The organism is Evansella halocellulosilytica, assembly GCF_002335745.1.
GTDB lineage: Bacteria > Bacillota > Bacilli > Bacillales > Salisediminibacteriaceae > Bacillus_CA > Bacillus_CA halocellulosilytica.
In genome coordinates, this window is record NZ_NIST01000001.1 from 583,315 (window position 1) to 607,372 (window position 24,058).

The following is a 24,058-nucleotide window of genomic DNA, read 5'->3' on the forward strand; positions in this document are numbered from 1 at the left end:
CAGCTGGCTGTTTTTTTACATAATATTCTTCCTTAACAACAACAAATGTGAGACGCCTAAAATAATGAATAGATGATCACAAATAAAATGACAAAAATGATAGCTGGGAGGAGATTCGCGATTCTTATTTTTGATATTCCAATTAAATTTAACCCTATTCCAATAATCATAATCCCCCCTGCAGAGGTAATCTCACTAATGAGCAGGTCCAGCCACTCTTCGGGAATTCTTGTCGCAATGAACGTCGCTGATAAAGCAATGCTTCCTTGATATAAAAGAACTGGGAATGCCGAAAAAAGAACACCGATGCCTAAAGTTGCTGCAAAAACAATGGAAAAGAATCCATCTAATACTGATTTTGTAAGTAGCACTGAATGATCTTGTCTTAAACCGCTATCCAATGCACCGATTATCGCCATTGCACCAACAACAAATAACAAAGTAGCTGCGACAAATCCTTCTGCAATATTACTACTGTTACTTTTCCTCATTTTCCGTTCGAGCCAATTTCCAACTTCATTTAACTTTCCTTCTATATTTAACCGTTCACCGACGATACTGCCTATCGCTAAACTTAAAATGACAATTATGATTTCGTTTCCTTCCATCGCCATTGTAATCCCTAACACGACGACAGCTAAACCTATCGCTTTCGTGACTGTTTCTTTCATTCCATCGGAAAAATACTTTAGTTTTGTACCTAACCATGCACCGATAATAATAGCAAGTCCATTAACAATTGTTCCAAATAGTACCATACTTACATCTCCTAACTAAGCAGACCATCCTTAATTTCTTTTACTGCTTTCACAAATTGATCCACTTCTTCCAATGTATTAAATGGACCAAAACTAATACGCACTAACCCTGTATCAAGTGTATGATGAGTTTCGTGAGCAAGCGGATTGCAATGCAATCCTGCACGAACAGCAATTTTGTAATGGTCATCTAATATCATCGCCATTTCATTTACATCAATTCCATGTATTCGAAAAGCGATAACGCCAAGTGACTGTTCAACCCGCTCTCGTTGAATAACTTCAAGACCCTCTATTTCGTTTAAGTGCTCCCTGCAATGCTCTGCTAATCGTTGCTCATGATGATAGATACTTTCTGTACCTCGATCTTCAATATACTCAAGACCTTTTCGTAATCCCGCTATTCCTGGGGTATTTAATGTACCGCTTTCGTAACCGCCTGGCCAAACTGCAGGCTGATCCTTTTCTTCAGAATGACTGCCCGTCCCTCCGACAATGAAAGGGGTTAGTGAAACCTTCTCTTGCGCGATTAATACACCTATTCCTTGAGGTCCTAATAACCCTTTATGCCCTGGGAATGCTAACAAATCAACACCTTCATTTTTCATATTGATCGGTAATACACCAGCAGTTTGAGATGCATCAACAAAAAATAAAGCAGAATGATTTCGTAATACTTCTCCCCATACACCAATTGGAAATACTTCTCCCGTTAAATTTGATGCATGCGTGACGATTACAAGCTTCGTTTTATCTGTTAATTCATCAATCAACTTCTCTTTCGCTTCTTGGTATGAAGTAGGAGGACTTATATATGTAATGTCTACACTTTTTTCCTTTTTTAGCTTCTCTAGCGGCCTTCGTACCGAATTATGTTCAAAGCTTGTACTAATAATGTGATCCCCTTTTTGAAAATCAATGCCAAAGATCCCTTGATTGATTGCAGTTGTTGCATTTGCTAAAAATAATACTCGATCTGCACGATCACTGTGGAACATATAAGATAATTTTTTCCTTGTTTCATCGATCATTGCCGAAGCTGTCCGGCTTAACTGATGTCCTCCCCTGCCAGGGTTTGCTCCATAATTTTGAACTACTTCAGACATGGCCTTCGCAACCCCCTTTGGTTTTGGAAAGCTAGATGCAGCATTGTCAAAATAGATCATGATCTCCTCTCCCTTCAAGATCGGTATTTTCTATCAATCATAATCGTTTGAAAAAGGGCTGTCCCGAAAGTGCTTGGCACTTTACTACTTGGACAGCCCCCTACATTATTCTTGATCTTGATGCAACAAACTCATGATTCTTTCTAAATCATCTTCAGAGAAAAAGTCGATTTCAATCTTCCCTTTTCTCTTCCCTTTTTTAATGTTCACATTCGTACCAAAATACTCTTTTAACATTGATTCTCTTTCTCTTAATACCGGTGATAACTTTTGTTTCTTCTTTGTTTCACGTGAAACATTTTCATTCATTCGTTGGACTAACTCTTCCAATTGTCTAACACTTAGTTTTTCATTAATTACTTTTTGAACCGTTGCAGGTAATTTGTCTTTCCGTTTCAAACCTAATAACGCTCTTCCATGCCCCATTGAAAGCTTTCCTTCTCCGATGAACTCTTGTGCTAATTGTGGTAATTGCAATAATCGGACGTGGTTCGCAATATGTGGACGACTTTTACCTAACTTCTTTGACAGCTCTTCTTGTGTTACTTGTAAATGCTCAAGCAATTTTTGGTACGCTTTTGCTTCTTCCAAGGGATTAAGATCTTCACGCTGTAGGTTTTCAATTAAAGCGATCTCCATCATTTGATCTTCTGAAAGCTCTTTAACTACAGCGGGCACTGTTTCTAATTTCGCTTCTTTGGCAGCACGATACCGGCGTTCTCCAACGACGATCTCATACCCTTTAATACTTTTGCGCACGATGAGTGGTTGTAAGATACCGTGCTGTTTAATAGAAGTTTTTAATTCTTCGATTGCCTCATCGTCAAACACTTTACGTGGTTGATACGGATTCGGTCGTAATTCCTTTACTTTTATTTCTTGTATTTGATCATCTTTTTCATTTGCTGCTTCAGGAAAAAATGCTTGGATTCCTTTCCCGAGTCCTCTAGCCATGACTCATCACTTCCTTCGCTAAATCGATGTACACTTCAGCTCCCCGTGATTTCGGGTCATATGTAATGATCGGTTCACCATGACTAGGTGCTTCTCCTAACCTTACATTTCTTGGGATAATCGTTTGAAACACCTTTTCTCTAAAATACTTTTTCACTTCTTCTATTACTTGAATTCCCAAATTTGTACGGGCATCTAGCATCGTTAATAAGACCCCTTCAATTTGCAAATCATGGTTCAAATGTTTTTGAACGAGACGCACAGTGTTAAGCAACTGACTCAGCCCTTCCAATGCATAGTACTCACATTGGACAGGAATAAGTACGGCATCAGATGCAGTTAATGAGTTAATGGTTAATAACCCTAATGATGGCGGACAATCAATCACAATATAATCATACTCTTCTTTTACTTGTTCGATTGCTCGTTTTAAGCGAACTTCACGCGAAATTGTCGGAACTAGTTCAATTTCCGCCCCTGCTAGCTGAATTGTCGAAGGGAGAATCGATAGATTTTCAACAGATGATGGAACGATCACATCTGTTGCTTGTTTATCCTCAACAAGGACATTATAAATACACTCGTCGACATCCCCTTTATCTACACCAATTCCACTAGTTGTATTGCCTTGCGGATCGATATCAATTAGTAATACTTTTTTCCCTAAATGAGCGATCCCTGCACTTAAATTAACAGCAGTTGTTGTCTTTCCAACACCGCCCTTTTGATTAGCAATGGCTATAACTCTTCCCATGCTATCACCTACCTCACTTACGCTAAAATACGTTTTTTTCTATTTTTACTTGATATAAGTACTAGATTTACTCAATGTTAGCTATAATACGACATTTTTATATTTCACTATTTTTTATTTTATCATGAAAATGGAGAAGTGAAGTGCTTCCTAGAAGAAAAAATAAAAAAATAACTCATAATATCTACTTTTTTACATTGAAAAAGTCTTTCTCTTCGGAAACAACTTCCCTCTTTCATTTCTTACGACCGCAAATAACAAGTATCTTCACTTTACCATTCGACATCGTTACTCATCTTTTGGCCTATTTTTTAATAGATTCACCAAAATTTATAAGAATGTGCTCCGACTTTATTGTCGTTTCTTGATCAATTTTATACTGTAAAAAGGTTTTTTCAGATTTTAGTTGCTGTTTAATATTACGTTTTAAATATACGATCATTTGCTCTTTCTGCCATCGAGCTTTCTCACTCTCATTAAATCCATTCTATAAATAAAAAAGAAAAATGGGGGTTAAAAAAGCGGCAAATAAAAAACGAGCTAGAATTTACTAAACGTATCCTAGCTCGTTTTTCTATGCGATTTATATATCATCATGTGCTCGAAAGAGTGGGAGGCGGCGACTCCAGCGGAAAAGGAATAGCCATCTTTTCCTTGCGACGAGTAACCGCAGGAGCATTGTTTTTCTTGCGACGAGTAATCGCAGGAGCAACGAGCAGTTCTTCTCTGATTTCTCTACGAGCTGCTTCGACGCATTCTCTTCTTCGATTGATCTTGGTAAAAAATCCTCTACTAGTGCACCTAGGAAGTCGATGCACCGACCTTGTCACAGAAGACACTGCGAATGCATACGAAGTGTAGCGTGAATAGATACCTCACTTGTGCCAGAGGTGAAAGCCTCCGCCAATTGCGATTTGTATTATAAAATGAAAAAAGTGGTGTCCTCATAATAATTTTTAGACACCACCCTTCACATCATTAAACATATATTATGACTTCGGGATACGAATCGTAAATTGATAGTAATCGTCGTGTTCTTCCTCATCAGTATCAATGTTCATCCCTGTTTGAACAACCATATCAACCGATTTTCTTATCGTATTCATTGCTAATCTCGTATCTTTTGAAACACCTTTTCGGATTGGCTTTTTCTTTTTCGACTTTTCATCTTTCTCTTTTAAACTTTGAATATAAGCTTCTGTTTGTTTAACGCTTAATTCCTCTGTTACGATTTTTTCTAAAACTTGTTCTTGTAGAGAAGGATCTTTTAACCCAATTAATGATCTTGCATGCCGCTCAGTTATCGTCCGGTTTAACAGAGCATTTTGGACAGGCTCAGGAAGATGAAGCAACCGAAGTTTGTTTGCGATCGTTGACTGGCCTTTTCCTAATCGTTGCGCTAAACTTTCCTGAGTTAAACCATGAAGTTCAATTAATTTCGCATACGCGTTAGCTTCTTCGATGGACGTTAATCCTTCACGTTGCAAATTCTCGATAAGAGCTACTGAAGCTGTTTGAGCATCGTTAAATGATTTTATGACAGCCGGTATTGTTTCCCACCCTAATGACGTAGCCGCTCTCCAACGGCGTTCACCAGCAATAATTTCAAATTTCCCTTCTAACTCCCTAACGACGATTGGCTGAATAATACCATGCGTTTTGATCGTTTGAGCCAACTCATCAATTCGTTCGTCTTGAAAAACAGTTCTTGGCTGGTAACGATTCGGTACAATTTCTGTTAAAGGTATTTGATGTACCTCTTCTTTATCCGTTACTTCTAACTCTTCTTCGACTTGTTCTTCATTTTTTTCATTTAATCCAAACAACCTTGAAAATGATTGTTTCATGGCGACACCACCTTATGAAAACTAACTCTCCATTTATTCGATAGGAACGCTTGAAATCCTGCTATTTTTCACCATCATGACAATGTTTCACGTGAAACATTTTAAGAGGATGTCAAAAAGTTCAGGAAAAATACTTTCGTATCTCTGCGTTGACTCGTTTCTTCGTTACTCACGTATTTACACCATACGCTCCACGACTCAAAACTTCGTCGCCTTGAAAAAACTCTGTTTTTTCCAATACAAGCTAAGCTTTGTATTGGATCCGTCAGCCGGACAAAACGCCACGTCCTGTGGCATGGCCGTCATTAGGTTATCCTGTCTGTCGAGACAACTCGCTAGATTAGGATCTTCGGCTAAACCCCCGCGCGTCTTGCGGGAGCACCGAAGTCACTACATCCGTTTGGAAGCTCTTGAAGTGACGTACGTGGCTCTTTTTGTCCTCTTTTTGAACACTCTCTTTAATATGAATCTATTATATTAATAAAACCAGTACTTTCCTAGAACAACCTAATAGAATAATCATATAGGAAAAAACAATATTTTACCATGTCTAATCACTTTTGTTTTTCATAGTATCATTGTATCAAATCTATTTCAGGCAGTTCGACACTCATTATTGGATATGAGCTTGTTATAGTATTTGCTTAATAACGTACAAACGTTCAGCTGCATGATTTATTTAATCTTTTATAATATTGCAGTTTCTTTCTTCTCAATATGTACGAAAACTCCCCATTTGGCAAGCTTCTGGCATTCACTACTTGCTTGCATCATTCATCTTCTCGTTTAAATCTGATCCAACCAAACCGGTAGTTGATTATGACAACAAATCTTTCTAAAAAACTTAATAGCCATCTACTTATACAAGAGGTTGTTTGTTCGGAGTTCCAGGCTTTCGAGGATACTTTTTCGGTGAAAGCTTCTCCTTTTCAATGATAATCATCGACCGGTTACTTTCTTCTGTAGGTAACTGGAATAAATGAACATCTTTCAATTTTCCGCCTAAAATTTGCAACGATTTTTTCGCTTCTTCGACTTCTGTCTCCCCTTCAGCACCTTTCATTGCTAAAAAGTAGCCATTCCTCTTTACTAATGGAAGGCATAATTCAGTTAAAACAGGGAGTCGAGCGACTGCTCTTGCCATGACTAAATCATATGATTCTCGGTGTTCTTGTTTTTTTGCAAAAAGTTCTGCGCGATCGTGATAAAACGAAACACCTTTTAAGTCTAACTCAGATGCTAACGCATTCAAAAATGTAATTCTTTTATTTAATGAATCCACAATTGATACTTGAATATGCGGAAAACAAATTTTGAGCGGAAGACTAGGAAAACCTGCTCCCGCTCCTACATCTGCAATTGATAAATCTTGTTGAAAGTCAAAATAAAATGAAGCACTAACCGAATCATAAAAATGTTTTAAATAAACGTCTTTTCGATCAGTTAACCCTGTTAAATTCATTTTTTCATTCCATTCAATCAATGTTTCGTAATATTGGTTAAATTGACCCATTTGTTCATCTGTTAATGGAATACCTTTTTGTTGCAGCATTTCTCGAAATTGGTCTTCGTTCATCTTTCCCCCACCTTTAGGAAATTGAAAAGTCTACTGGCCTACTCGCTTCAAGCGACCTTGCTCTAAATATACAAGAAGAACGGAAACATCAGAAGGATTCACACCGGATACTCGTGAAGCTTGGGCAACTGAAAGCGGACGTACCTCTGAAAGCTTTTGTCTTGCCTCTGTGGCTAATCCGTTAATCGCATGATAATCAAGATCCTCAGGTAATTTCTTATTTTCCATCTTCTTTAAACGGTCAACTTGCTCTAATTGTTTTGAGATGTACCCCTCGTATTTCACTTGAATTTCTACTTGCTCTTTCACATCATCATCTAATGGTTTTTCAGAAGGTGTTAATTTTGCAACGTGCTCATACGTAACTTCAGGACGCTTTAATAATACATTAGCATAAGTGGCATCTTTTAATGGCGATGACTCCACTTCTTCCATCAAATTCTGTGCATCATCGGTTACCTTTATAACTGTACTTTCCAGTCTTTTAACTTCTTCAGCAATTTCTGCTTTCTTCGTTAAAAACTTTTCATAGCGTTCTTCATTGATTAGACCGATATCGTGTCCAATTTCCGTTAATCGTAAATCAGCGTTATCGTGGCGGAGTAAAAGACGATATTCAGCACGGGACGTTAATAACCGGTAAGGTTCATTCGTCCCTTTCGTTATAAGATCATCAATTAACACGCCGATATAAGCATCTGAACGGTCTAATATGACTGGCTCTTTTTCCTGCACTTTCCTTGCAGCATTAATTCCTGCCATAATCCCTTGGCCAGCTGCTTCTTCGTACCCACTTGTTCCATTAATTTGGCCCGCTGTAAAAAGTCCTTCAATCGCTTTCGTCTCAAGGGACGGCCATAATTGCGTAGGAACAATCGCATCATATTCAATTGCATATCCAGGACGCATCATCCGAACTTTCTCCAATCCTGGAATCGTTTTTAACATAGAAAGTTGAACGTCTTCAGGTAAGCTTGTTGATAATCCTTGAACGTAAACCTCACTCGTATTTCTACCTTCTGGTTCAAGGAAAATTTGATGACGAGGCTTATCGTTGAACCGAACGACTTTATCTTCAATAGATGGACAATAGCGTGGTCCTGTACCTTCAATCATACCAGAATACATAGGTGAACGACTTAAGTTCCCAGTTATAATTTGGTGTGTCTCATCACTCGTATACGTTAACCAGCAAGGAAGCTGGTCAGTAATATATTTTGTCGTTTCATATGAGAATGCCCGCGGCTGATCATCACCTGGTTGAATTTCAGTTTGACTGTAATCAATTGTTGAACTGTTTACTCTTGGCGGTGTTCCCGTTTTAAAACGAACCATCTCAAACCCTAGCTCTTGTAAATGATAGGATAAATTAACAGATGGCTGCATATTATTTGGACCACTATCGTACGCTAAGTCACCGAGGATCACTTTGCCGCGTAAATACGTACCTGTTGTCACAATAACAGCTTTCGCTCCGTATTTTGCCCCAGTTTGTGTTTCGACTCCTTTAATAATCCCGTTTTCAACGATCAAACGTTCAACCATGCCTTGGCGTAGCAGTAAGTTTTCCGTTTCTTCAATTGTTTTTTTCATTTCGTGCTGATATAAAAATTTATCTGCTTGTGCTCTCAAAGCGCGAACAGCCGGTCCTTTACCTGTATTCAGCATGCGCATCTGAATATGGGTTTTATCGATATTACGTGCCATTTCGCCGCCTAAAGCATCAATCTCTCTGACGACAATTCCTTTTGCTGGTCCTCCAACAGAAGGGTTACACGGCATATACGCAACAGCATCTAAATTCAACGTAAGCATTAATGTATTTGCGCCCATTCTCGCTGAAGCTAAACCAGCTTCGACTCCGGCATGCCCTGCCCCAATGACAATGACATCGAACTGTCCTCCATCATAACTCACAGATAATCCCTCCTTTAACAGGATGTTAAATCGAATTGCTTTTGACAATCATCAAATGTTTATCATGAACAAGTTCTTACATCCATATTATTTTCCTAAACAAAATTGTGAAAAGAGTTGGTCGATTAAACTTTCTTGTACAGAGTCTCCAATCACTTCACCTAAAAGCTCCCACGTTTTCGTGATATCTATTTGGATCATATCAATAGGCATACCTGATTCAGCGGCTGATAAAGCTTCTGTAATCGCTTGATGGGCTTGATTTAATAACGCAATATGCCTTGAGTTTGAAACATAAGTAAGATCTTGCGCTTCCAGCTCTCCTTCAAAAAACAATTGCTTAATTGCTTCTTCCAGTTCATCAATCCCTTCATCTTTAAGGAGTGAAGTGGTAATAACTGTTTGATTGCCAGCTAATTTCTTTACTCGCTCTAGATCAATGTGTTGATCTAGATCTGTTTTATTAATGATCACAATCGTATCACGGTCTTGACTAATATGAAAAAGTTCTTCATCAGCTGCTGTAAGCTCTTCATTATAGTTTAATACTAAAAGGACTAATTCAGCATCAAGAACGACTTTACGAGAACGTTCTACACCGATCTTTTCCACGACGTCTTCTGTTTCTCTAATCCCAGCTGTATCTAAAAGTCTTAACGGTACTCCGCGTACATTCACATATTCTTCAATTACATCCCGTGTCGTACCAGGAATATCTGTCACAATCGCTTTATTGTCGTGAACTAAGCTGTTTAATAAAGATGATTTTCCTACGTTTGGACGGCCAATAATGACCGTTGACAACCCATCCCGTAATATCTTCCCTTGTTGAGCGGTTTGTAACAACTTTTCGATATCTTGTTTCACAAACGTTCCTTTTTCTTCTAAGATTTCTAATGTCATTTCTTCTGCATCATATTCAGGATAATCAATATTTACTTCTACGTGAGCGACTGTCTCAAGTAACGCTTTTCTTAATTTTTGTATACGGTTGGAAAGCCTTCCTTCAACTTGCTTCAATGCAACATTCATCGCACGGTCGGATTTAGCACGAATGAGGTCCATAACCCCTTCTGCCTGAGACAAATCAATTCGTCCATTTAAAAATGCACGTTTCGTAAATTCCCCCGGTTCTGCTAAACGTGCTCCTTCGTTTAATACAAGCTGTAAAACTTTATTAACTGAAACAATCCCGCCGTGACAGTTAATTTCAATAATATCTTCCTTCGTGAACGTTTTCGGTCCACGCAAAACTGAAACCATTACTTCCTCAACTGTCTCCTCCGTTTTCGAATCAACGATATGTCCATAGTTTATCGTATGACTTTGAACCTCTTCCAGCTTCATTTTTCCTCTATATAAACGATCAGCAATTTCAACTGCTTTTTCACCACTAATTCTTACGATTCCGATAGCTCCTTCCCCCATCGGTGTCGAAATTGCGGAAATTGTATCCAATTCCATCGAATACACCTCCTTTTATCTTGATCCAATTTTCTATAATAATCCGTGTTCAAAAAGGAGGACTACTATTTTCCCAGACTTTTTGAACAACCTGTAATAAGCACTTTTCGTGTTTAAAACACCTTTCCAAATTAATAGAATACCACAAACTCCCTATCTATAAAAGATCTCCGTATCGGACTCCTTTTATCATATGAACATTCAATTTGGCTTTTTATGTACTTTTCATCATTTTTGGCAAAAAAATGATAATCCATCCACAACAAACATAAACTCGATATTTTTTTGTCCACATGTGAATAATATTTTTACCACGATTGTCTCCTTCTATTTATCCACACCTATTATAATAAAAGTGTTCAGAAAAGTTTTCCACAGAGCAATGAGAGTCTTACGTACAGGCTAAACGCTCCTATTTCACTCAGTAAAGCAGCCCATATTTTTGTGACAATCATCCTAGTTCCAGGTAAACGTTTATAATGTGAGTAAATAACTACTACTTCATACCTTAATTCCCTTCAATTAATCAATACAAAAAAGCCTACACTGATCAACAGCATAGGCTCTCATATTTCTATTAATGATTATTTTATTTAGGTGCTACAATAATACGTCGATTTGGTTCTTCACCATCTGAAAATGTTTTAATTCCATCAATGTTTTGTAACGTTGTATGAATAATTTTTCGTTCATGTGCGCTCATAGGTTCTAATCGAACTTCTCGCTTTGTCCGAAGAGCTTTATTTCCAAGACGTTTTGCTAACGTTTCAAGAGCTTCTTTACGTCTAGCTCGATATCCTTCTGCATCGAGATGAATTCGAAGGTATTGATCTGAACGACGATTTGCGACTAAATTCGTTAAATATTGAAGAGAATCTAACGTTTGCCCTCTTTTTCCTATAAGAACTCCGATGTCTTCACCTGTTATATTTAAACAAATTCCTTCTTCACGCTCTTCTTTTTCAACATATGCAGACACGCCCATTTTATCAATTGTTTCGCGTAAAAAGACAAGTGCTTCTTTTACTGGATCCGGCTTTACGATGACTTCTACGACAGCAGGTTTACTTCCTAATAAGCCGAACAGTCCTTTTTGAGGTTCTTCAATCACTTTTATATCAACATTATCTTTTGTTGCTTCAAGCTTTCCTAACCCTATTTCAACTGCTTCGTCAACCGTTTTCCCTGATACAGTTACTTTTCTCACTTGTTTTTCGCTCCCCCTGTTTCAGGCCCGTTATCTTTATTTTTACCAACATTTGGCCCTGTAATAAAGTACGTTTGTACAATCATAAACAAGTTACCAATTACCCAGTAAAGCGCTAGAGCTGATGGGAAAAATGCAGCAAATGCAATAATCATGATCGGCATCATGTACATTAATACGCGCATTTGCGGATTGTCTTGTACCATCATCATTTTTTGCTGGATAAATGTCGTCGCACCAGCTACTAAAGGTAAGATAAAATATGGATCCGCACTTCCTAATTCAAACCAGAGAAAATCTTGCGGCATACCTGTGTAACTAGGATCGACCTCTGGGTTAATTTGCGGAGTCCGAATAATTGCATGATAAAATGCAATTAGTATCGGCATTTGTACAAGAATCGGGAAACACCCAGCTAACGGATTTACTTTATGCTTCTGGAACAGCTGCATCATTTCCTGCTGCAGTTTTTGCTGTGTCTGCTGATCCTTGGCACTATATTTTTCTCTTAGTTCTTTCATTTCTGGCTGAATTGCTTGCATCGCCTTCGTACTCTTAGTCTGTTTGATCATTAGAGGTAAGATTAAAATACGAAGTAAAATGGTGACGATAATAATCGCTAATCCATAACTGTTTCCTAATGCTTCTGCTATCGTTGTCATTAACCATGATAGCGGATAAACAAAGAAAGAATCCCAAATGCCAGTACTTTCTGCTTTAATTGGTTCATTAATATTGAAACAACCTGTCATAAATAGCATTAAGCCTATTAATAACGAAACTAAACCTATTTTTCTTGCCACTGATGGTCCTCCTAACTCACCTATCTTCTTTATATATGAAAACGTCATTCTGAGAATGTTCGAAAAGCACCAATATAAGGGTCTTATTTTCTTTGTATACTTTTTTGAACACATATTTTAAGAATGACCGAAATAACATTACTCACTGCGTTGTGATGTTTTTTTCCCTTTTCTTTCGGGTACTGGATCATATCCACCTGAATGAAAGGGTTGACATTTCACAATTCTTTTAATCGTAAGCCAGAGCCCTTTCACAGCTCCAAAGCGCTGGAAAGCTTCTAGACTATACTGTGAGCATGTAGGATAAAATCTGCACGTCGGTGGTGTATATCTCGAAATATATCTTTGATAAAATCGAATGAGGCGAATAAAAAGCCATTTCATTCTGTTTCCACCTACTTTTTATTCATTTGTCGGACTCTCTTTATTAGTTTTGCGCGGTTTAACACATGGTTAATTGATTTTTTTACTTCGTGCTGATTCATTTCTGCCACCGGTTTTCGGGCAATAATGATTAAGTCGTAATTTTGTTTTAATTCGGGAATCAGATCTCTCAATACTTCTCTAATAAGTCTTTTAATCCGGTTCCTTGTTACGGCATTACCAATTTTTTTACTGACAGACAGTCCAATTCTTACATCTTTTTGTGCTTTTTTTTCGACTTGATAAACGACAAATTGCCGATTTGCTACAGACGTCCCCCGTTGAAAAACAATTTGAAATTCCTCATTTTTTTTCAAGCGGTTTTCTTTCTTCATCTATAACACCTCAAATATCTTGTCCAATTGTCCTGTGCCGCCAGCTAAATCATTTCGTATAGACCCAAGTTACATTATATAGAATAACAGACATTCACGCCAACTCATTTAAAAGAAATTATAGGATCATTCCTCTATGATTTATCAAAGCGCTTTTATTAATTATTTCAATTGTAATACGCTTTCCTATAAAATACGAATATTCCTTCTATCTCTATTATGTTTTTAATTTTCTAAAAGTGAAAAAAAGACCACTGATAATTCAGTGGCCGATTAAGCAGATAATACTTTTCTTCCTTTACGACGACGGTTAGCTAATACTTTGCGTCCGTTCTTAGTGCTCATACGTGCACGAAAACCGTGAACTTTTTTACGTTTACGATTATTTGGATTAAATGTTGGTTTACCCATTTATTAACACCTCCTGCGGGAATATCCGATAAAGACAGTCTTGTAAATTATATGAGAGGACCTTTCTAATGTCAAGATGTTCTCCTTCACTATCCAATATTTTCTTTATCCTTCGACAGATCCCCTTATTCGAAAAAGAATGTTGTCATATTTTTTCATGATGATAAATAGAATGTAACGTACTTTTCCCTCAGCTAAACAAATATGAAACAATTTCCCTACTTCTCCACCTGTGGACAAATTTCAACAATTTTTCCCACTTCCCCACAAGTCTTTCGACAACTTTTACACACTATCTAGTGTTGTGGACAAGGTTTGAACACAACCCCTTGAATGATGTGGATAACTAATTAAGACCATTGTCATTTCTAGATATATTTGATATCATATTGTTGTTTTTTCTCGTGGAAAACTTGTGTTAGAATATAAACTATCCACAACTGTTAACAACTGTGTGGATAGTTGTTCAGTGGATCTTAATAAACTTGTCCACACGATTGTGCATAACGTGGATCGACGAGTTTCTTCTATATTATATTCTTTTCCACATTTTTTGCCCAGTATAAATATTCACTTTATTCATCGTTGTTATACAAATGTTGTACAAGGGGAGCGAATTGTCGTAATAAATAGGTTTTTGTTATAGGACAGAACTGTTGTAAGGAGGGAATCTAGTTGGAAAATTTAAATGACCTTTGGGATCAGGCATTAAAAATAATAGAGAAAAAAGTAAGTAAACCTAGTTTTGATACGTGGTTTAAATTTACAAAGGCAGACGCAATCGACCAAAGTACAAATACGATTACCGTCATTGCACCAAATGAATTTGCGCGTGATTGGCTGGAAAACAGATACTTTGGGATTATTACTGAAACATTAAATGAGCTAACAGGAGCAGAGTTAGAAGCTCGTTTTATTTTGCCGAAAGATGAAAAAGAGGAGGAGCTTGAGTTACTCGAAAAAATGAAAACGCCTGTAAAGACGAATGTCGATACACAGGATGATCCTCCAAAACACATGTTAAATCCAAAGTACACGTTTGATACGTTCGTCATTGGAAGTGGAAACAGATTTGCACATGCAGCCTCACTAGCTGTTGCTGAAGCACCTGCAAAAGCATATAATCCATTGTTTATATATGGAGGTGTTGGGTTAGGTAAGACACACTTAATGCATGCAATCGGCCATTATGTCATCGATCATAATCCAGGAGCGAAGGTTGTTTATTTGTCATCCGAGAAATTTACAAATGAATTTATTAATTCCATACGTGATAATAAAGCCGTGAATTTTCGGAATAAATATCGAAATGTCGATGTGCTTTTAATTGATGATATTCAATTTTTGGCAGGGAAAGAACAAACACAAGAAGAGTTTTTCCATACATTTAATGCATTACATGAAGAAGCAAAACAAATCGTCATCTCAAGCGACCGTCCACCAAAAGAAATTCCTACACTTGAAGACCGGTTACGTTCACGATTTGAATGGGGACTGATCACTGATATTACTCCTCCTGATTTAGAAACACGTATTGCAATTTTGCGTAAAAAAGCAAAAGCGGAAAATTTAGATATTCCTAATGAAGTCATGCTTTATATAGCAAATCAAATTGATACAAATATTCGTGAATTGGAAGGAGCATTAATCCGTGTTGTCGCGTATTCATCGCTGATCAATCAAGATATGAATGCAGACTTAGCTGCAGTCGCTTTAAAAGATATTATTCCAAATTCAAAGCCAAAAACGATTACAATCCAAAGCATTCAACAAGCTGTCGCTGAAGCTTTCCATGTAAAAATCGAAGAAATGAAAGCGAAGAAAAGAACGAAATCTGTTGCATACCCTAGGCAGATTGCCATGTACTTATCTAGAGAATTAACAGATAGTTCACTACCGAAAATTGGCAGTGAATTTGGCGGGCGTGATCATACTACTGTCATTCATGCACATGAAAAAATCTCAAAACTGCTTACATCAGATTCAGATTTACAACGCCAAGTACAAGAAATTAGCGATCAGCTCAAAACATAACTTGTGGTTAATGTGAATAACCTGTGCACAGTTATTAACAATCTTTCCACAAGTGGATAACTTAGATATAACTAGCTTTTTACATAGTTATCCACATATTAACACTCTATATTACTAGTACTTCTATTATTTTTATTAAAAAATAGATTAAATATAATATATTTTGATTGGCATTCATTTGATAAAATGATCATTAAGAGAATAGAGAAAGTGAGGATCATGAAATTATGAAATTTTCGATTCAACGTGATCAATTCGTACACAGTGTTCAACATGTGACTAAAGCAATCTCTCCAAGAACAACGATACCTATCTTAACCGGAGTAAAAATTGAAGCTAATGATGAAGGAGTTACCTTAACAGGCAGTGATTCTGATATCTCTATCGAATCTTTTATTCCTGCAGTCGTTGGAGATGAACAGCATGTAGAAGTAGAAGAAGCAGGGAGTATTGTTTTACAAGCTAAATTTTTCGCTGAAATTGTTAAAAAACTCCCGAATGATACAATTGAAATTGCTGTAAATGATCAATTTTCGACAACATTAAAATCAGGTTCATCAGTTTTTAATTTAAATGGTCTTGATCCAGAAGAATATCCGAGACTTCCACAAATTGAAGAAGAAAACACATTTAAATTACGTACAGACTTATTAAAAAATATGATTCGACAAACGGTATTTGCTGTTTCAACCGTTGAAACGCGCCCGATCTTAACAGGAGTGAATTGGGCTATTGAAGACAGTAAGTTAATGTGTACAGCTACAGACAGCCATAGATTAGCAATGCGTTCAGCTCAAATTGAAGCAAATGGTAGTGATATTTCCTTCTCTAACGTGGTCATACCAGGTAAAAGTTTAAACGAGTTAAATAAAATTTTGGATGAATCAGAAGAGTGGGTAGACATTATTGTCACAGACAATCAAATTTTATTTAAAGCCGAAAACTTATTGTTCTTCTCAAGACTTTTAGACGGAAATTATCCAGCAACCAAAAATATGATTCCTTCTCATTCGAAAACAAGTGTTACACTAGATGCAAAAGGATTTATGCAAGCAATCGAACGTTCTCTTCTTCTATCAAGAGAAGGAAAAAATAATGTCGTTAATTTAAAGACACTTGATCAAGGTCATTTAGAAATTACTTCTGTTACTCCAGAAGTTGGTAAAGTAACGGAAGATATTCATTCAATTGAGTTTTCTGGCGAAGAACTGCGTATTTCTTTCAACGGAAAAAATATTATTGATGCGTTAAAAGTGATTGATTCATCAGAAATAAACATTGATTTTACTGGAGCAATGAGTCCATTTGTGTTAAAACCAACAGATCACGATAATATGCTTCATCTTTTCTCGCCGGTGCGAACTTATTAAAACTACCGATTTGGTAGTTTTTCTTTTTTTGGTAATGAATGATCCTAAGGGAGCGGACGATTAAAATGGTCAGTAACTTTAGAGTCATTTATATATAAGCTTTAAACGTTTCATATAAAGTTCATATTTATGTTGAAAATTCCCGAAAAAATAACATATTAAGTCGGATTGGCGAAAAGAGAATAATTTTAGTACAATATAAGTTGTGGATATTTTACATTCAAAAAGTATTTGAATGATAAGAAAGCGAGTGACACACATTGGAACAAACGGTTCAAATCAACAGTGAATTTATTACTCTAGGCCAGCTGCTTAAAGAAATTGGTGTCATTTCAACTGGAGGCGCTGCTAAATGGTATTTACAGGACTACCCCGTCTTACTTAATGACATCGAGGAAACACGCCGCGGGAAAAAGCTTTATCCAGGAGATGAAGTACAAATCAGTGACGTCGGAGTCGTAAAAATTGAAAAAGGTGTTTGATGTGAGGGATCCCATTGCATATTGACGAAGTGACAATTAAAGATTACCGAAATTATGAAAAGATGAATCTACAATTTGAAAACAAAGTCAATGTGATCATTGGTGAAAATGCCCAAGGTAAAACAAACTTGATGGAAGCTATCTATGTTTTAGCGATGGCAAAATCACATCGAACATCAAGAGATAAAGAATTAATTCGCTGGGATCAGCCGTTTGCCAAAGTCGAAGGTCACTTAACGAATCGAAATGGACCACTTCATATGGAAGTGGTGTTTTCTAATAAAGGGAAAAAGGTCAAACTTAATCATTTGGAGAAAAAAAGGTTAAGTGAATATATCGGAGCGTGTAATATCGTCATGTTTGCCCCTGAGGATCTTAATCTTGTAAAAGGCAGTCCTCAAGTACGTAGACGATTTTTAGATATGGAAATGGGACAGATTCATTCTGTCTATCTGTATTACCTTTCTCAATACTATAAAGTGTTAAAACAGAGAAACCAGTGGCTTAAAGATGTTCAGCAAAAAAAGCTGGAATACAATGACACGATGCTTTCAGTTATGACTGAACAGCTCATTCAGTCTGCTGTCCAAGTATTAGAAAAAAGGTACGTTTTTATTGATAAACTTCAATCTTGGGCTGAAACAATCCATAGAGATATAAGCCGAGGTAAAGAGAAGCTGCAAATCAACTATGTTCCTTCAAGTAACGTATCAGAAGACATGGATTTGTCGACAATGGTAAAGACATTAGAAGAAGTATATTCCAGTAAAAAAGAACGGGAAATTCAACGTGGAACAACATTAGCCGGCCCCCATCGCGATGACATTCAGTTTCTTGTCAACGACAGGGATATTCAAATGTATGGTTCACAAGGTCAACAGCGTACGACAGCCCTCTCTCTTAAATTAGCTGAGATTGAATTAATCCATGAAAAAGTCGGTGAATTTCCAATTCTTTTATTAGATGACGTCCTGTCGGAATTAGACGATCACCGTCAGTCTCATTTATTAAACACGATTCAAGGAAAAGTACAAACGTTCGTAACAACGACGAGTGTTGATGGCATTAACCATGAAACGTTGCGTCAAGCTGATATGTATGTTGTCAATGACGGAAATATTGAAGTGAAAAAGTGAGGTGGCGGAGATGTTTATTCATTTAGGTGGAGATATGGTTCTCAGTTCAAAAAAAATTATAGCCATTTTAGATCATCATAGTAAAGGTTTGTCTCAAGATAACCAAGATTTTTTACAAGAACATGAAAAAAGTGATAAGACCATTGCGATTTCTGATGATAAGCCGAAGTCAGTTATTATTACGGATGATTATGTCTATTTATCGCCAATCTCGTCCCATACGTTAAAAAGAAGAGCTGAAACAATTACAGAAGTTGAGGAAGAAGAGTAAATAAACGGTAAGCGGAACTCTTTTTGATAATAGATATGAAATTATAAATGCAGTCTTAAACTGCAGTGAAGTGTAGGTGAAGAAAGTGACGGTTGAACAACATTCTTATGATGAAAGTCAAATCCAAGTACTAGAAGGGCTTGAGGCAGTTAGAAAGCGCCCTGGAATGTATATTGGATCGACAAGTGGACGTGGATTACACCATCTCGTTTGGGAAATCGTAGATAACAGTATTGATGAAGCAATGGGTGGTTATTGCGATACGATCAGTGTCACGATCGAGGAAGATAATAGTATAACGGTAGAAGACAATGGTCGTGGTATTCCAGTTGGAATTCATGAAAAAATGGGCCGGCCTGCCGTAGAAGTCATTATGACTGTTCTGCACGCGGGTGGGAAATTTGGCGGCGGAGGCTATAAAGTATCAGGGGGACTGCACGGTGTAGGTGCTTCTGTTGTTAACGCCTTATCGACGTATTTAGAGGTCTTTGTTCACTTAGATGGACAAGTCCATTATCAGAAATATATGCGCGGTGTGCCAGATGAAGACTTAAAAGTGATTGGTGAAACAGATAAACATGGTACGATCATACACTTTAAACCAGACCCTGAAATTTTCACTGAAACACAAGAATACGAATATGATATCCTTGCAAACCGCTTAAGAGAATTAGCATTCTTAAATCGCGGATTAACGATTAATATTGTCGATAAGCGAGAGGAAGGAAAAACTGCTCAGTATTATTACGAAGGTGGAATCGCTTCATTTGTCGAACACTTAAACCGCACAAAGGAACCTCTTCATGAGACGCCGGTCTTTATCGAAGGGCAAAAAGAAGGTATCTCAGTTGAGGTCGCCATGCAATACAATGACGGATTTGCTAGTAACCTTTATTCATTTGCCAACAATATTAATACTCATGAAGGCGGAACACATGAATCAGGTTTCAAAACAGCACTTACTCGTGTCATCAATGATTATGCTCGGAAAAATAACTTGTTTAAAGAGACTGACCCGAATTTAGTCGGAGATGATGTTCGAGAAGGATTGACAGCTATTGTTTCAGTAAAAATTGAAGATCCTCAGTTTGAAGGGCAAACGAAAACAAAGCTTGGGAACAGTGAAGCAAGAACGATTACTGATTCACTCTTTAGTGAACAGATGACAAAGTTTATGGCAGAAAATCCTAACGTTGCCCGAAAAATTGTTGATAAAGGGATAATGGCAAGTAGGGCGAGAGATGCTGCAAAAAAAGCACGGGAGTTAACGAGACGTAAATCTGCGTTAGAAGTTAGTTCTCTTCCAGGAAAACTTGCGGACTGCTCGACTAAGGATGCATCGATATCTGAACTGTATATCGTTGAGGGTGACTCTGCTGGTGGTTCAGCAAAACAAGGGCGTGACCGTCATTTCCAGGCGATTCTTCCGTTACGAGGAAAAATTATTAATGTTGAAAAGTCTCGCCTCGATAAAATCTTATCCAATAATGAAGTTCGGGCGATTATTACAGCATTAGGCACTGGTATTGGCGATGATTTTGATATTTCTAAAGCGAGATACCACAAAATTATTATCATGACAGATGCGGATGTTGATGGTGCACATATTAGAACTTTATTATTAACGTTCTTTTATCGATATATGCGACCGCTTATTGAACACGGTTATGTATATATTGCGCAGCCGCCTCTTTACAAAATTCAGCAAGGAAAACAAATTCATTATGCGTACAATGAAAAAGAGATGGAACGAGTTCTCTCTGAGATTCCAGACTCACCTAAACCTGGACTTCAACGTTACAAAGGTTTAGGTGAAATGAACCCGACACAGCTTTGGGAAACGACAATGGATCCAGACATGAGAACAGTTCTTCAAGTAACTCTTGCAGATGCTATGGTTGCCGACGAAGTCTTTGAAACATTGATGGGTGATAAAGTTGAACCAAGACGCGATTTTATTCAAGAGAATGCCCATTATGTGAAAAACTTAGATATTTAACCGACGAAGAATGTTGCATCAAGACCATGCAGCCTAGGCTGCATGGTTGATGTACGTTCAATCCTCTAACAGTTTTTTGAGAACGCAAACAGGTTACTTTTTATTCATCAATGAATAAAAAAGGTTTATATAAAATGAACGTATATTGGAACGGGTAAGACCGTTTTTGAATTTGGTGAACGGAGGTACATAGAATGTCTGATCAAGACCAATCAAGAGTGAAAGAAATTAATATAAGTCAGGAAATGAAGACGTCATTTATGGATTATGCCATGAGTGTTATTGTAAGTCGCGCATTACCTGACGTACGAGATGGTTTAAAACCAGTTCACCGCCGCATCCTTTATGCTATGAATGAGCTTGGTATTACAGCTGATAAAGCCTATAAAAAGTCTGCTCGTATCGTTGGAGAAGTAATCGGTAAATATCACCCACACGGTGACTCAGCTGTGTATGAAACGATGGTAAGAATGGCACAAGATTTCAGCTATCGCTACATGTTAGTAAACGGGCACGGAAACTTCGGTTCGATTGATGGTGATGCTGCAGCGGCGATGCGTTACACTGAAGCCAAAATGGCAAAAATTTCAATGGAGCTCGTTCGAGACATCAATAAAGACACAATCGATTATCAAGAAAACTACGATGGATCAGAGAGTGAACCGATAGTTCTGCCAGCACGTTTTCCTAACTTGTTAGTAAACGGAACATCAGGGATCGCAGTCGGAATGGCGACGAATATTCCACCGCATCAGCTTGGAGAAGTGATTGATGGCGTATTAGCGTTAAGTGAAAATCCTGCTTTAACGAGTGTCGACCTGATGGAATACATTCCTGGACCTGATTTCCCAACTGGTGCTGAGATTGTAGGGATCTCTGGTATTCGTCGTGCTTATGAAACAGGAAAAGGCTCAATTACGATTCGAGCGAAAGCCGAAATTGAAGAGAATAATGGGAAACCGAGAATTATAGTCAATGAAATCCCATACCAAGTTAATAAAGCTCGATTAATTGAAAAAATTGCTGAACTTGTTCGCGATAAGAAGATTGATGGCATTACCGATTTACGTGACGAATCCGATCGAAATGGTATGCGTATCGTTATCGAATTGAGACGTGATGTGAATGCGAATGTTCTGCTCAATAATTTATATAAACAAACAGCATTGCAAACAAGTTTTGGTATTAACATGCTCGCACTTGTTAACGGTCAGCCAAAGATCCTGCCCTTGAAAGAAGTTCTTTATCATTATTTAGAGCATCAACGCGAAGTCATTCGCCGTCGTACTGCTTTTGAATTAAAGAAAGCAGAAGCAAGAGCACATATTTTGGAAGGATTAAGAATCGCGTTAGATCATATTGATGAAATTATTGAACTTATTCGAGGTTCAGAAACGACTGATCTTGCTCGACAAGGTTTAATCGAGCGCTTTGAATTAAGCCATGATCAAGCACAAGCGATTTTAGATATGCGTTTACAGCGGCTTACCGGTTTGGAACGCGATAAAATCGAAAGTGAATATCAAGAACTTGTCGAGAGAATTAAAGAACTGAAAGAAATTCTTGCTGATGATGAAAAAGTGTTAGAAATCATCCGTACAGAGTTAGAAGAAATTCGCGACCGTTTTAATGACGAACGAAAAACGACGATTTCACTAGGTGAAGACAGTCTTGAGGATGAGGATTTAATTCCAAGGCAAAATGTTGCGATTACATTGTCACACAATGGATATATAAAACGGATTCCATTGTCGACATACCGCAGTCAAAAACGTGGTGGACGTGGAGTACAAGGAATGGGCACACATGAAGATGACTTTGTGCAACATTTATTTATTACAAACTCACACGACCATATACTCTTTTTTACGAATAAGGGAAAAGTGTATCGCTTAAAGGGTTATGAAATCCCAGAATTAAAGCGAACAGCTAAAGGGATCCCAATCATCAATTTATTACAAATTGAAAAAGATGAATATATTAGTACTGTTATCCCGATTAAGGAGTTTGAAGAAGGACAATACTTGTTCTTTATTACGAAGCACGGAATTATTAAACGGACTGTACTATCTGCATTTGCAAATATTCGCCGCGGCGGTCTTTTTGCCATTAAACTCCGAGGCGAAGACGAACTGCATGGTGTAAGGCTTACTGACGGAGATCAAGAAATTACTGCAGGTACAAGAAAAGGAATGTCTATTAGATTCCATGAAACGGATGTACGTCTAATGGGACGAACGGCTGGAGGCGTTAAAGGAGTTACGCTTCAAGAAGATGATGAAGTTGTCGGAATGGATACAATTGTCCAAGATCAAGACATCCTCATTGTTACTGAAAAAGGTTTCGGTAAAAGAACACCTGTCGAAGAATACCGTCTACAAAGCCGTGGAGGTAAAGGAATAAAAACATGTAATATTACTGAGAAAAATGGAAATCTTATTTCCTTAAAAGTCGTCTCAACCGATGATGATCTCATGATTATTACAACAAATGGTGTTGTCATCAGAATGCATGTCAATGAAATTTCACAAACGAGCAGAAATACCCAAGGTGTCCGCCTCATTCGTCTAAATGAAGACGAGCACGTATCAACGGTAGCACGTGTAAACATTGATGACGATGAAGAAGAGGAATTATTAGAAGGTGAAGAACATGAAGTTAACGATCAAGAAGACGCTGCAGGTGACGACAACAGTGAACCTGGTGAAAATGACGATCAAAGCTCAGAAGATCCTTCAACAGAAGAATAATTTAACAATAACAATAGCCTAGCTTTGCACGAAGCATATCTGCCAGCTGTGCAAATGAAGCTCATTCATGTTGCTTGCTTATAAGCCGTATCACTTTCCAAAGTGGTACGGTTTTTTAATCGGTTGCGTGCCCAGCAAGCCGTTAATTGCTAATTGGTGAAAGTCCAATCTGAGTAAGTGCCAAGACGCTCAGTAGCTGATAGGCATCTGGTGGAGAAATCCTAAGGTTGAAGCCCTATGACAAAGTAACTCTTAACGGAGTGCGAGCAACCTAACAGGTTGTAACATAAAGTGAATCCTGCCGCCTCGTCAATTACAACCCTCGTTTGAGGATGATTTCGTCATTATGTGTAGGACAAAACAACAAGCATTAGAAAGTGTTCAAGTCGTTCAAGCGATTA

20 protein-coding genes are annotated in these 24,058 nt (G+C 37.6%); 7 read left to right on the forward strand and 13 right to left on the reverse strand.

Annotation, left to right across the window (positions count from 1 at the left end; translation table 11 throughout):
• Window positions 1–56 precede the first annotated feature (56 nt).
• The 13 genes from CD001_RS02630 to rpmH all read right to left on the reverse strand — a co-directional run bounded on the left by CD001_RS02630 (window position 57) and on the right by rpmH (window position 13,615).
• A complete protein-coding gene (locus CD001_RS02630) occupies window positions 57–758 on the reverse strand; it encodes a DUF554 domain-containing protein (protein WP_096186078.1) in 702 nt (233 codons plus the stop codon).
• 11 nt (window positions 759–769) lie between these two features.
• Entirely contained in the window at window positions 770–1,924 is a 1,155-nt protein-coding gene (locus CD001_RS02635) for an aminotransferase class V-fold PLP-dependent enzyme (protein WP_096186079.1), read from the reverse strand.
• 105 nt (window positions 1,925–2,029) lie between these two features.
• Window positions 2,030–2,878, reverse strand: a complete 849-nt coding sequence (locus CD001_RS02640; protein ID WP_096186080.1) for a ParB/RepB/Spo0J family partition protein — start codon at window positions 2,876–2,878, stop codon at window positions 2,030–2,032.
• Window positions 2,871–3,632 (reverse strand): ParA family protein, encoded by a 762-nt coding sequence (locus CD001_RS02645; RefSeq protein WP_096186081.1) that lies wholly within the window; start codon window positions 3,630–3,632, stop codon window positions 2,871–2,873. The genes CD001_RS02640 and CD001_RS02645 overlap by 8 nt, the downstream gene beginning before the upstream one ends.
• Before the next feature lie 989 nt (window positions 3,633–4,621).
• Entirely contained in the window at window positions 4,622–5,479 is an 858-nt protein-coding gene (noc, locus tag CD001_RS02650; RefSeq protein ID WP_096186082.1) for a nucleoid occlusion protein, read from the reverse strand.
• A gap of 859 nt (window positions 5,480–6,338) precedes the next feature.
• Window positions 6,339–7,055: a 16S rRNA (guanine(527)-N(7))-methyltransferase RsmG gene (gene rsmG / locus CD001_RS02655; protein WP_096186083.1), complete on the reverse strand. Its 717-nt coding sequence runs from the start codon at window positions 7,053–7,055 to the stop codon at window positions 6,339–6,341.
• A gap of 30 nt (window positions 7,056–7,085) precedes the next feature.
• Complete coding sequence (mnmG, locus tag CD001_RS02660; RefSeq protein ID WP_096186084.1) at window positions 7,086–8,972, reverse strand: tRNA uridine-5-carboxymethylaminomethyl(34) synthesis enzyme MnmG; 1,887 nt, start codon at window positions 8,970–8,972, stop codon at window positions 7,086–7,088.
• An 87-nt stretch (window positions 8,973–9,059) separates the two neighbouring features.
• Complete coding sequence (gene mnmE / locus CD001_RS02665) at window positions 9,060–10,436, reverse strand: tRNA uridine-5-carboxymethylaminomethyl(34) synthesis GTPase MnmE (RefSeq protein WP_096186085.1); 1,377 nt, start codon at window positions 10,434–10,436, stop codon at window positions 9,060–9,062.
• A gap of 589 nt (window positions 10,437–11,025) precedes the next feature.
• Entirely contained in the window at window positions 11,026–11,643 is a 618-nt protein-coding gene (gene jag, locus CD001_RS02670) for an RNA-binding cell elongation regulator Jag/EloR (RefSeq protein ID WP_096186086.1), read from the reverse strand.
• Window positions 11,640–12,446, reverse strand: a complete 807-nt coding sequence (gene spoIIIJ, locus CD001_RS02675; protein ID WP_096186087.1) for a YidC family membrane integrase SpoIIIJ — start codon at window positions 12,444–12,446, stop codon at window positions 11,640–11,642. Before spoIIIJ ends, jag begins: the two co-directional genes overlap by 4 nt.
• Before the next feature lie 138 nt (window positions 12,447–12,584).
• Window positions 12,585–12,830 (reverse strand): membrane protein insertion efficiency factor YidD, encoded by a 246-nt coding sequence (gene yidD, locus CD001_RS02680; protein WP_096186088.1) that lies wholly within the window; start codon window positions 12,828–12,830, stop codon window positions 12,585–12,587.
• 11 nt (window positions 12,831–12,841) lie between these two features.
• The gene (rnpA, locus tag CD001_RS02685) at window positions 12,842–13,204 is read right to left on the reverse strand and encodes a ribonuclease P protein component (RefSeq protein ID WP_096186089.1); all 363 of its coding nucleotides are present in this window, start codon (window positions 13,202–13,204) and stop codon (window positions 12,842–12,844) included.
• A 273-nt stretch (window positions 13,205–13,477) separates the two neighbouring features.
• A complete protein-coding gene (rpmH, locus tag CD001_RS02690; RefSeq protein ID WP_096186090.1) occupies window positions 13,478–13,615 on the reverse strand; it encodes a 50S ribosomal protein L34 in 138 nt (45 codons plus the stop codon).
• 675 nt (window positions 13,616–14,290) lie between these two features.
• On the opposite strand from rpmH, the gene dnaA reads away from it, so the two are divergent.
• From dnaA to gyrA, 7 genes are all read left to right on the forward strand, one after another.
• Window positions 14,291–15,649: a chromosomal replication initiator protein DnaA gene (dnaA, locus tag CD001_RS02695; RefSeq protein WP_096186091.1), complete on the forward strand. Its 1,359-nt coding sequence runs from the start codon at window positions 14,291–14,293 to the stop codon at window positions 15,647–15,649.
• A 227-nt stretch (window positions 15,650–15,876) separates the two neighbouring features.
• Window positions 15,877–17,019, forward strand: a complete 1,143-nt coding sequence (dnaN, locus tag CD001_RS02700; protein ID WP_096186092.1) for a DNA polymerase III subunit beta — start codon at window positions 15,877–15,879, stop codon at window positions 17,017–17,019.
• Window positions 17,020–17,279: 260 nt separating this feature from the next.
• Window positions 17,280–17,501, forward strand: coding sequence for a S4 domain-containing protein YaaA (gene yaaA, locus CD001_RS02705; protein ID WP_096186093.1), 222 nt, complete (start codon window positions 17,280–17,282; stop codon window positions 17,499–17,501).
• Between the two features lie 14 nt (window positions 17,502–17,515).
• Window positions 17,516–18,637 carry a DNA replication/repair protein RecF gene (gene recF / locus CD001_RS02710; RefSeq protein WP_096186094.1) on the forward strand — a complete coding sequence of 374 codons (1,122 nt, stop codon included), beginning with the start codon at window positions 17,516–17,518 and terminating at the stop codon, window positions 18,635–18,637.
• Window positions 18,638–18,647: 10 nt separating this feature from the next.
• On the forward strand, window positions 18,648–18,908 hold the full coding sequence (remB, locus tag CD001_RS02715) for an extracellular matrix regulator RemB (RefSeq protein ID WP_096186095.1): 261 nt from the start codon (window positions 18,648–18,650) through the stop codon (window positions 18,906–18,908).
• Window positions 18,909–18,993: 85 nt separating this feature from the next.
• Entirely contained in the window at window positions 18,994–20,907 is a 1,914-nt protein-coding gene (gene gyrB / locus CD001_RS02720) for a DNA topoisomerase (ATP-hydrolyzing) subunit B (protein ID WP_179298584.1), read from the forward strand.
• Window positions 20,908–21,101: 194 nt separating this feature from the next.
• Window positions 21,102–23,657, forward strand: coding sequence for a DNA gyrase subunit A (gene gyrA, locus CD001_RS02725; protein ID WP_096186097.1), 2,556 nt, complete (start codon window positions 21,102–21,104; stop codon window positions 23,655–23,657).
• Window positions 23,658–24,058 lie beyond the last annotated feature (401 nt).

Coding starts and splice junctions, on each gene's coding strand:
- rpmH (WP_096186090.1), bottom strand. CDS start 13,615: ATGGGTAAACCAACATTTAATCCAAATAATCGTAAACGTAAAAAAGTT.
- gyrA (WP_096186097.1), top strand. CDS start 21,102: ATGTCTGATCAAGACCAATCAAGAGTGAAAGAAATTAATATAAGTCAG.
- CD001_RS02645 (WP_096186081.1), bottom strand. CDS start 3,632: ATGGGAAGAGTTATAGCCATTGCTAATCAAAAGGGCGGTGTTGGAAAG.
- rsmG (WP_096186083.1), bottom strand. CDS start 7,055: ATGAACGAAGACCAATTTCGAGAAATGCTGCAACAAAAAGGTATTCCA.
- mnmE (WP_096186085.1), bottom strand. CDS start 10,436: ATGGAATTGGATACAATTTCCGCAATTTCGACACCGATGGGGGAAGGA.
- CD001_RS02630 (WP_096186078.1), bottom strand. CDS start 758: ATGGTACTATTTGGAACAATTGTTAATGGACTTGCTATTATTATCGGT.
- dnaN (WP_096186092.1), top strand. CDS start 15,877: ATGAAATTTTCGATTCAACGTGATCAATTCGTACACAGTGTTCAACAT.
- CD001_RS02640 (WP_096186080.1), bottom strand. CDS start 2,878: ATGGCTAGAGGACTCGGGAAAGGAATCCAAGCATTTTTTCCTGAAGCA.
- remB (WP_096186095.1), top strand. CDS start 18,648: ATGTTTATTCATTTAGGTGGAGATATGGTTCTCAGTTCAAAAAAAATT.
- rnpA (WP_096186089.1), bottom strand. CDS start 13,204: ATGAAGAAAGAAAACCGCTTGAAAAAAAATGAGGAATTTCAAATTGTT.
- yidD (WP_096186088.1), bottom strand. CDS start 12,830: ATGAAATGGCTTTTTATTCGCCTCATTCGATTTTATCAAAGATATATT.
- CD001_RS02635 (WP_096186079.1), bottom strand. CDS start 1,924: ATGATCTATTTTGACAATGCTGCATCTAGCTTTCCAAAACCAAAGGGG.
- noc (WP_096186082.1), bottom strand. CDS start 5,479: ATGAAACAATCATTTTCAAGGTTGTTTGGATTAAATGAAAAAAATGAA.